At 57.8% G+C, this 1,409-nt stretch carries 1 rRNA gene (running past one end of the window); it reads left to right on the top strand.

Annotated features, from left to right (window positions below):
* Window positions 1–1,397 (top strand): 23S ribosomal RNA (locus AB0M95_RS40760); it begins 1,391 nt to the left of the window's first position.
* Window positions 1,398–1,409 lie beyond the last annotated feature (12 nt).

The following is a 1,409-nucleotide window of genomic DNA, read 5'->3' as shown; positions in this document are numbered from 1 at the left end:
TATTCCTGAGATGTGATGCCGAGCCGATTGTGGTGAAGTGGGTGATCCCATGCTGCCGAGAAAAGCCTCTAGTGAGTGTGCCGGCGGCCCGTACCCTAAACCGACTCAGGTGGTCAGGTAGAGAATACCGAGGCGATCGGGTGAACTGTGGTTAAGGAACTCGGCAAATTGCCCCCGTAACTTCGGGAGAAGGGGGGCCTCTGCTGGTGATGGACCGTGCGTCTGGAGCTGGTGGGGGTCGCAGTGGCCAGGGGGAAGCGACTGTTTACTAAAAACACAGGTCCGTGCGAAGTCGTAAGACGATGTATACGGACTGACGCCTGCCCGGTGCCGGAACGTTAAGGGGACCGCTCAGCTCATTTCGGTGGGCGAAGGTGAGAACTTAAGCGCCGGTAAACGGCGGTGGTAACTATAACCATCCTAAGGTAGCGAAATTCCTTGTCGGGTAAGTTCCGACCTGCACGAATGGCGTAACGACTTCCCCGCTGTCTCAACCGCAGACCCGGCGAAATTGCACTACGAGTAAAGATGCTCGTTACGCGCAGCAGGACGGAAAGACCCCGGGACCTTCACTACAGCTTGACATTGGTGTTTGGGACGGCTTGTGTAGGATAGGTGGGAGACGGTGAAGCTGGGACGCTAGTTCTGGTGGAGTCATTGGTGAAATACCACTCTGGTCGTTTTGGATGTCTAACCCGCGCCCGTGGATCCGGGTGGGGGACAGTGTCTGGTGGGTAGTTTAACTGGGGCGGTTGCCTCCTAAAGGGTAACGGAGGCGCCCAAAGGTTCCCTCAGCCTGGTTGGCAATCAGGTGGTGAGTGTAAGTGCACAAGGGGGCTTGACTGTGAGACCGACGGGTCGAGCAGGAGCGAAAGCTGGGACTAGTGATCCGGCGGTGGCTTGTGGAAGCGCCGTCGCTCAACGGCTAAAAGGTACCCCGGGGATAACAGGCTGATCTTCCCCAAGAGTCCATATCGACGGGATGGTTTGGCACCTCGATGTCGGCTCGTCGCATCCTGGGGCTGGAGTAGGTCCCAAGGGTTGGGCTGTTCGCCCATTAAAGCGGTACGCGAGCTGGGTTTAGAACGTCGCGAGACAGTTCGGTCCCTATCCGCTGCGCGCGTAGGAGACTTGAAGGGGGCTGTCCCTAGTACGAGAGGACCGGGACGGACGAACCTCTGGTGTGCCAGTTGTTCTGCCAAGGGCATGGCTGGTTGGCTACGTTCGGGAGGGATAACCGCTGAAAGCATCTAAGCGGGAAGCCTGCCTTGAGATGAGGTCTCCCACCCCTGTGAGGGGGGTAAGGCTCCCAGGTGATGACTGGGTTGATAGGCCGGGTGTGGAAGCATTGTAAGGTGTGGAGCTGACCGGTACTAATAGGCCGAGGACTTGACCATAAAGCGATTCCA

Source organism: Sphaerisporangium sp. NPDC051017 (assembly GCF_040683095.1).
Classification (GTDB): domain Bacteria; phylum Actinomycetota; class Actinomycetes; order Streptosporangiales; family Streptosporangiaceae; genus Sphaerisporangium.
The sequence above is the reverse complement of the archived record's forward strand: the minus strand, read 5'-3'. Positions and strand labels throughout refer to the sequence as shown.